4 protein-coding genes and 2 tRNA genes are annotated in these 7,467 nt (G+C 61.4%); 2 read left to right on the top strand and 4 right to left on the bottom strand.

Annotated elements, in window-relative coordinates:
* Window positions 1-845: 845 nt before the first annotated feature.
* Window positions 846-918, bottom strand: a tRNA-Thr gene (locus tag EHS19_RS02760).
* A 127-nt stretch (window positions 919-1,045) separates the two neighbouring features.
* Between EHS19_RS02760 and EHS19_RS02755 the strand changes: the two genes are divergently transcribed.
* A tRNA-Leu gene (locus EHS19_RS02755) sits at window positions 1,046-1,126 on the top strand.
* Window positions 1,127-1,323: 197 nt separating this feature from the next.
* Window positions 1,324-2,325 (top strand): AEC family transporter, encoded by a 1,002-nt coding sequence (locus EHS19_RS02750; RefSeq protein WP_151916275.1) that lies wholly within the window; start codon window positions 1,324-1,326, stop codon window positions 2,323-2,325.
* A 171-nt stretch (window positions 2,326-2,496) separates the two neighbouring features.
* Here EHS19_RS02750 and EHS19_RS02745 read toward each other — a convergent pair whose 3' ends face one another.
* The 3 genes from EHS19_RS02745 to EHS19_RS02735 all read right to left on the bottom strand — a co-directional run bounded on the left by EHS19_RS02745 (window position 2,497) and on the right by EHS19_RS02735 (window position 6,824).
* The gene (locus tag EHS19_RS02745) at window positions 2,497-3,813 is read right to left on the bottom strand and encodes a peptidoglycan bridge formation glycyltransferase FemA/FemB family protein (protein WP_151916274.1); all 1,317 of its coding nucleotides are present in this window, start codon (window positions 3,811-3,813) and stop codon (window positions 2,497-2,499) included.
* Window positions 3,814-3,916: 103 nt separating this feature from the next.
* Entirely contained in the window at window positions 3,917-5,302 is a 1,386-nt protein-coding gene (locus EHS19_RS02740) for an aminoacyltransferase (protein WP_241677038.1), read from the bottom strand.
* 214 nt (window positions 5,303-5,516) lie between these two features.
* Complete coding sequence (locus EHS19_RS02735) at window positions 5,517-6,824, bottom strand: aminoacyltransferase (RefSeq protein WP_151916273.1); 1,308 nt, start codon at window positions 6,822-6,824, stop codon at window positions 5,517-5,519.
* Between the last annotated feature and the right edge of the window lie 643 nt (window positions 6,825-7,467).

The raw sequence follows: 7,467 nt of genomic DNA, 5'->3' as shown, positions 1-7,467 counted from the left end.
GCCACGTGACCAAACCCGCGCCACGTGACCGTCATGCCGGAAACGTTGCAATATCAAGGTTTTCGCACCCCGGTTACAGGGAGCTGGGCGCTCCCCGTGACCAAACCCGCGCCACGTGACCAAGTCCGCGCATGGTTTTCTCGAACTCAAGGCAAAACCCGAGAGAATCTTGCGCTAGTAGTAGCTCCAGCGCAAGATAATCTCGAAATGGCCGACGATCCCGAGAAAACCTTGCGCAAACCCGCCGGCCGTTGCCAGCCGGCGCTTGCCGACGCTTGCCATGCGCAAGATAATCTCGAAAAGAGCCCCGAGCTCGAGAGGATCTTGCGCTAACGGAGGGATTAGCGCAAGGTTTTCTCGGGATTTGCCTTGGATTCGAGAATCTCTTGCGCAAACAGGCCGTGCAGCGCAAGGTTTTCTCGAGATCAGGGTTTTCCGCGAGAAAACCTTGCGCTAGGAGGTTGCGCTAGGAGGTGTCAGGAGGAGCTCCAGCGCAAGATAATCTCGAAATGGCCGACGATCCCGAGAAAACCTTGCGCCACGGAGGCCGCTTTGCGCTACGACAGCGCTATGATGCCACTTTGCGCAAGCCACTTTGCACAAAAAACCCACAATAATCCCACGAACGCCCACTAACGCCCGGCAAATCCCGAGAAACCTTGCACTAAGAGGCCGATTGCGCAAGAATTGCTCTCGGAAGCAAAGGCCATTTCGCAAGGGTCATTCGCAAAGCCACCAAGATGTACAGCCGCTAAGTGCAAAGCCGCCAGTGCCGCCAGAAAGCCGCCAGAAATAATGCCGAAATAACGAAAAGCCCCGAATCGCCATTGATTCGGAGCCGTTCGAGCCACTTGTCAGAATCGAACTGACGACCTGCTCATTACGAGTGAGCCGCTCTACCGACTGAGCTAAAGTGGCGATGCTCGGATTGCATACGCGCACCGTGCACAAGATAGAAATCATACATGACGCTTGAAACATGTCAAATCGTCGTCGCATCGGCGTGGCGCGACTTGGCGCACCATATGGTACGCTGGTCATTTGCGCGCGTGTGGCGGAATTGGTAGACGCGCAGGATTTAGGTTCCTGTGTCTTCGACGTGTGGGTTCGAGTCCCATCACGCGCACAGCCCAAGCATCTCGCGACACAGGCATCTCGCGCCCTCATCGTTCCTCATCTGAAATCTCATGCAAGCGAAACGCGCCACGCGACTACGATCATAGTGAATCCAACCGCAGCCACAACCGCAGCAACCACAACCGCAGCAACCGCCGCAACCACAACAACAACCGCAGGGGAGAGAACCAGAAGGAGAGCAACCGCATGAACGCCATTCTCAAGCCGATCGCCTTCCTGCTGATCATTTTCGCCGCCTATCTGGTCAAACGTGCCGGACTGTTCCGGGCGCGCGACTACCGGGTCATGCAGGTGATCGTCTTCGATTTCACGCTGCCCGCGGCGATCATCGTCTCGTTTGCCACGAATCCGCACCATATCAGCATGCTGCTGATCTCGGCGTTCGCGTTTGTGTGCGCGCTCGTCCCGCTGCCGCTCACGTTCCTCGTCACCAGGCGCAAACCGGCGGCCGACCGCGCGTTTCTGATGCTCAACGCGTCCGGCTTCAACGTGGGCAACTTCTGTTTCCCGGTATTGCAGGCGTTCATGGGGCCGAGCGCGCTCGTCACCGCCGCCATGTTCGACATCGGCAATTCGATCATGGTGTCGGCGGGCACCAACGTGATGACCACGTCGTTGCTGCACATCGACATGAGCCGTCCGATCACCGAGCAGCATGCCGGCAACGCGCCCGTGCTGCCGTATCGACGCCCCACCGATCGCGACGCGCGCCGCATGGCCCGCCGCGCGAAATACCGGTCCATCGCCAAGGGATTCCTCACATCGGTGCCGTTCGACGTCTATATGCTGATGCTGATCGTGATGTTCACCGGCGTGCACATTCCCGCGTTCATCCCCACGCTGCTCAATCCGGTGGCGGACGCGAACTCGTTCTGTTCGGTGTTCATGGTCGGCATGCTCATGGATCTGCCGCACAGCGCCAAGGATGCGCGCGACGTGGCCGTGGTGCTTGGCTGGCGGCTTCCGCTGGGGGTGCTGTTCGCGCTGGTGGCGTGGTTCGCGCTGCCGTTCGACGCCGGCGTGCGCAAGGCGGTGGTGATGCTGTCGCTCGCCCCCACCGCCGTGTTCTCGACGCTGTTCACCGATCGTGTGCTTGGCAATGCGAAGCTGGCCGGGTTCACGTTGGCGACGTCGGCGATCATTGCAATCGCGCTGATGACCGGCGTGAACATGTTGATTCCGGCATGATTCCGGCATGATTCCGGCATGATTCCTGCATGATTCCGGCATGATTCCGCGGGTCGCCGGGATGCAGGATTCAGGATGCAGGATTCAGGATGCGGCGGGCGGCGGGCAGCAGACCCCGACCAACAGCCGCAATGGCCTTCGTTTGACGGACGCAGGCCCGGGCAGCATCGCTCAGCGCCCAAGCAACCTATGCGCAAACCGCTGAATCGCGCACATGAACGGATTGGTCTCCAGCGTGAATTTCCCGACCAGCTCCTCCGCGTAGCCGTTGAAGCCCTGCTTGAATTCGAGTACGCCGCGTCCCTCGTCATGCGGATCATCGAACACGCCGGAGATGCCGCCGAAGCTGTATCGCGCGACGCCCTGCTCCACGCACAGGTGCAGCATCGCCTCGTATTGGATGAGCGCCGGCGCGTAGAACGGCTTGTACTGCTCGACGCTGCCCGAATACTGGTAGATCACCTCGTGCGGATGGCTGACGAACAGCGACACCGCCGCCGGCACGACATCGCCCTTGCCGGCGAACAGGGTTGCCGCCTCGTTCAGACGCTTGTCCGCAGCGGCGAGATTGCGACGATCCTCCCCCAGCTGACGTTCGATGCGCGTGGTGGGGCGGGCGTCGTATCTGGCTTGCAATTGCGCGACCCTCTCGGCGAGCGCGTCGCGCTTGGCGGTCATGTCCGCCTTGTATTCGTCCACGTGGATTTCGGCGAGCATGAAATGCGCATCATCGCCGTACGCCTTCTTGAACTGGTGGAAGTACGCCTCGTCGCGCGTGGTGAATCCGCGCCGGGCTGCGGTGTCGGATTCGATGCGCGAGAACACGTCGAACTCGTCCTCGCCGATCTCGCGCACGCGCACGCCCATGGACTGGGAGCGTTTCACGCTCCACTGGCCGCGTTTGCCGTACGATGCCATCAGCGACGCACCGTCGGTGATGCCGGTGAGATCCTTGACGAAGCTCCACTGGCATACCAGATCGTAGCCGGTGTGGTAGCCGTCGTGCACCCAGCCCGCACGCTGATATGCCGTGACGATGCGCTCGTTGGCTTCGCCGGTCGGCCTGCCCTGCGCATCGTAGAGGCGATGCGGCACGTTCGGCCAAATGGATACGCTGATCGCATGATGCCGTTTCGCGGATGCGCGGATCGCGCTGGTCATGGCGGCGATCACCGCATCGTCCTCGCCGTAGTCGCGCCCGTCGATGACGGCGGTGAGCGGGGCGTAGTAGACCGATCCGTCCATGCCGAACCGGCCCTTGAGATAGATGATCACGCATGCGCAGACCAGCCGGCCCGCCGCATCGCGCACACCCAGGCATTCGGTCTCATGCCCACGCATGCGGGCGAGTCGAATCTGCCCTGCATCCTGCTGCCAGCAGCCTTGCGGGCAGTCGTCGCCGCGCGAGAACGCGATCAGCTCGTCGCCGGATATCGGTCCGAAGGAGTACCCCCCGCGCCCTTCGCGCCCGCGATCTGCACTGTTCATATCCGCAATCCTTCCATCACATCCATCCACATTGTTCCACTATGATGCGTCACATTGCGATACACCAGCCCACGGCAACGCACGGAACCGCGATACAAGGCACTCAGCGTCCGAGCAGCTTGTGGGCGAGCTCGCTGACATGGAAGCGCAGACCGTTCACCGGCAGCGTGAGTCGGCCGGCCAGCTCCTCCACGTATCCATTGAAGCCCTGCTTGAACTCAAGCACGCCACGCCCCTCGTCATGCGGATCGTCGAACACACCCGAGATGCCGTAGAAATTGTAGCGCGTGATGCCACGCTCCAAGCATAGGCGCATGGCCTCGTACTGGATGAGTGCCGAAGCATAGAACGGCTTGTATGCCGCCACGCTGCCGGAGAACAGGTACACCATCTCCTGCGGATGCTCGACGAACAACGACGCGGCCGCCGGCAGCACGTCGCCATCCTTCGCGAACACCTCGGCCTCCGCCAGACGCTTCTCGGCGGCGGCGAGATTGCGCGACTCCTCCCCCAGCTGCCGCTCGGTGCGCGTGGTCGAATGCACGTCGTACTTGGCTTGGAGTTGCGCGACCTTCTCCCGCAGCGCCTTGCGCTTGGCCTCCATGTCGGCCACGTATTCGGCGATGTGGATCTCGGCGAGCATGAAGTGCGCCTTGCCGCCGAACGCCTTCTTGAACCGATGGAAGTACGCCTCCTCGCGCGCCTTGAAGCTGCGCCGCTCGGCGGTCTGCCGCTCGATGCGCGCGAACACGTCGAACTCGTCCTCGCCGATCTCGCGCACGTGCACGCCCATCGACTGCGCGCGCTTGACGCTCCACTGGGTGCGCTTGTCATACGACTTGAGCAGCGCCTTGTCATCGGCGATGCCGGTCAGATCCTTGACGTACACCCATCGATTGACGACCTCGCCGTAGCCGCGGGTGAAGCCGTGATGCTGCCAGCCGTTGGCGGCGTAGTTGTCCATCATCGTATTGTTCGCTTCGCCGTCGGGCTCGCCCTGCGAGGTGCGGCGGCGGTACACGTCGGCCGGCCAGCAGGTGACGCAGTAGGCGTGGCGGCTTTTGGCGGTCTCCTCGATGGCGGCGGTCATCGCGCGCACCAGTTCGGGGTCGCGACCGTCGACCAGCGGCCCCAGCCATATGGACCCTTCGTTGCCGAAATGCGACTTGGCGGTGACCATCATCGCCGCACCGCGCAGTTCGCCATCCGACTCGATGCCGACCAGGTCGACGTCGTGTCCATCCTGATCGGCGGCCAGTCGCATCATGCCGGGCGACTGCTGGAAATTGCCGAGCGGATGCGCGTCGGAGAACGCCTCGAACTGCTCCGCGGTGATGGCGACCGACCGGTATGATGCAGCCGGTGCGGCAGGCGTAGCCGGATGCGTAGCTGCAGGTGTAGCCGGTGCGGCCGCAGGCGCGGATTGCGCAGCCGATGCAACCTGCGAATCAGGCGTAGTGGACGGCTCGTCATCGTGCAACATAGTCATGACCTTGCTTTGCTCCTCGGTTTTGCTGCTATCTGCCATTGGATGCGACGCCATTGGCGTCGATGACCATGCCAATGGGCATTGGGCACAGTATGGGAATGCATCGGATACTTTGGTTACGGATATCGGTTACGGATATCTTAGGACCGCGAATTCTGCGAGCGCCGACTCCAACGCTCTCAGCTTAGCGATTGCAGATTCAGCGATTGCAGATTCATCGCCCGAGTATCTTGTGGGCCAGCTGTTTGAGGCGGTATTCGAACGGCCTGGTCACGAATTCGAATTCGCCGGGCAGCTCCTCGACGTAGCCGTTGAAGCCCTGTTTGAACTCCAGCACGCCGCGTCCTTCACTGTTCGGATCGTCGAATACGCCGTCGATGCCATAGAAATTGTAGCGTTTCACGCCTTGTTTCACGCATAGATCCAGCATGGCCTCATGCTGGATGAGCGCCGAGGCGTAGAACGGCTTGTACTGCTCCACGCTGCCTGAGAACAGGTAGATCACTTCACGCGGATGCTCGACGAACAGCGATGCCGCGGCGGGCAGCACGTCACCGTCCTTCGCGAATTGCGCGGTCTCGCTCAGTCGTTTCTCCACGGCGGCGAGGTTTCGGTTCTCCTCACCCAGCTGTCGTTCGACGCGGGTGGTCGGCCGCTCGTCGTACTTGGTCTGCAACGCGGCCACTTTGGCTGCGAGCGCCTCACGTTTGGCCGTCAGATCGGCGATCACCTCGTCGATGTGGATTTCGGCGACCATGAAATGCGCGGCGGCTCCGAACGCCTTCTTGAACGAATGGAAGTACGCTTCGCCGCGATACTCGAAGCTGCGCCGCTCGGCGGTCTGTTGCTCGATCCGCGCGAACACGTCCAGTTCGTCGTCTGCGAGTTCGCGCACATGCACACCCATCGACTGCGCCCGCTTGACGCTCCACTGGGTGCGCTTGTCATACGACTTGAGCAGCGCCTTCTCATCGGTGATATCGGTCAGATCCTTGAGATAGCGCCAACGCGGAACCGCGGTATAGCCGACCGTGAATCCATCATGAACCCCGCCGAGTCCCTTGATCAGGGCGATGAGATCATCCGCGGGCCGACCTGCGCGTCGTGCGACATCCTCGGGTTCGCTGCCGGGCATCGCGCTGTCGGCGGTCAACGGTGCGCCCTGCGAATCACGTAGCCGGTACGGCGACTCCGGCGTGATCGACAGCTGCGCCGCCCCCTTCGCCTTGGCATGACTCTTCAATTGCGTGATGAGGAACGTCGCCAGTTCGTGATCGGTCCAATCGACCAACGGCCCGTCGTGAATGCTGGCGAACGTGGACATGCGCGACCGGTGCGTCTCGAACAGCGCAGCGGCGACGATCCGATCATGCTCCCTGACCCCGAAATACTCGACGTCCACGCCCTGCCCGGCGCGCAACCGTCCCATCGCCGAGGTCTGCTGGAAGTTGCCCTGCGGGTGCCGTGCCGAGAATTCGTCGAATTCGTCGCCATCCAGCCGTACCAGCACAAAATCTCGCATGTTCCTACCCGTTTCCGCCGACGCACGTTGTTGCATTCCGTTGGTTCTTACCGTTGATAGCATAACGCGCGGGTTTTGCGCTCCCCCCGTCGAGACGGCGACCGACACCATTCATTCGCAACCGTCGTTCGCGAATGCTCCTTGACGAGCACTCCTTGACGAGTGCTCCTTGACAAGTGCGCATTCGCGACCGCTCCTTCTATGCAGTGCATTCGCCGCCATCGATACGGGACCGGGCACGCGCAACCGCGCATTCACGACATCGATCGCAAGCACCTGCGGCCCCGCAGTGGTGCAGTGGCATAGCACGGCGACAGCAGAGCACGGCGACTTAGCGCAAGAAAATCTCGAAACAACCCCCAAGTTCGAGAAAACCTTGCGCAAACCCGCACCCCAGCGCAAGAAAATCTCGAACTCAAGGCAAATCCCGAGAAAAACTTGCGCTAGGACAGGGCTCAGCGCAAGGATTTTACGAACTCAAGGATCTTTCCGAGAAAACCTTGCGCTGAATACGTCCACTAGCAAGCCACAGACGCCAGACATACCCCAGACACGCGCCCCAGCCGCACCCCAGCGCAAGACAATCTCGAAACAACCCCCAAGTTCGAGAAAACCTTGCGCAAACCCGCACCCCAGCGCAAGA

Source organism: Bifidobacterium jacchi (assembly GCF_009078285.1).
Lineage (GTDB): Bacteria > Actinomycetota > Actinomycetes > Actinomycetales > Bifidobacteriaceae > Bifidobacterium > Bifidobacterium jacchi.
Note: the sequence above shows the minus strand (reverse complement) of the source record. Positions and strands in the feature narration are given on the sequence as shown.

Bases quoted from the DNA above. Each gene is read 5' to 3' on its own strand.
- EHS19_RS02745 (WP_151916274.1), bottom strand. From the start codon at position 3,813: ATGAACAGTGCAGATCGCGGGCGCGAAGGGCGCGGGGGGTACTCCTTC.
- EHS19_RS02740 (WP_241677038.1), bottom strand. From the start codon at position 5,302: ATGACTATGTTGCACGATGACGAGCCGTCCACTACGCCTGATTCGCAG.
- EHS19_RS02750 (WP_151916275.1), top strand. From the start codon at position 1,324: ATGAACGCCATTCTCAAGCCGATCGCCTTCCTGCTGATCATTTTCGCC.
- EHS19_RS02735 (WP_151916273.1), bottom strand. From the start codon at position 6,824: ATGCGAGATTTTGTGCTGGTACGGCTGGATGGCGACGAATTCGACGAA.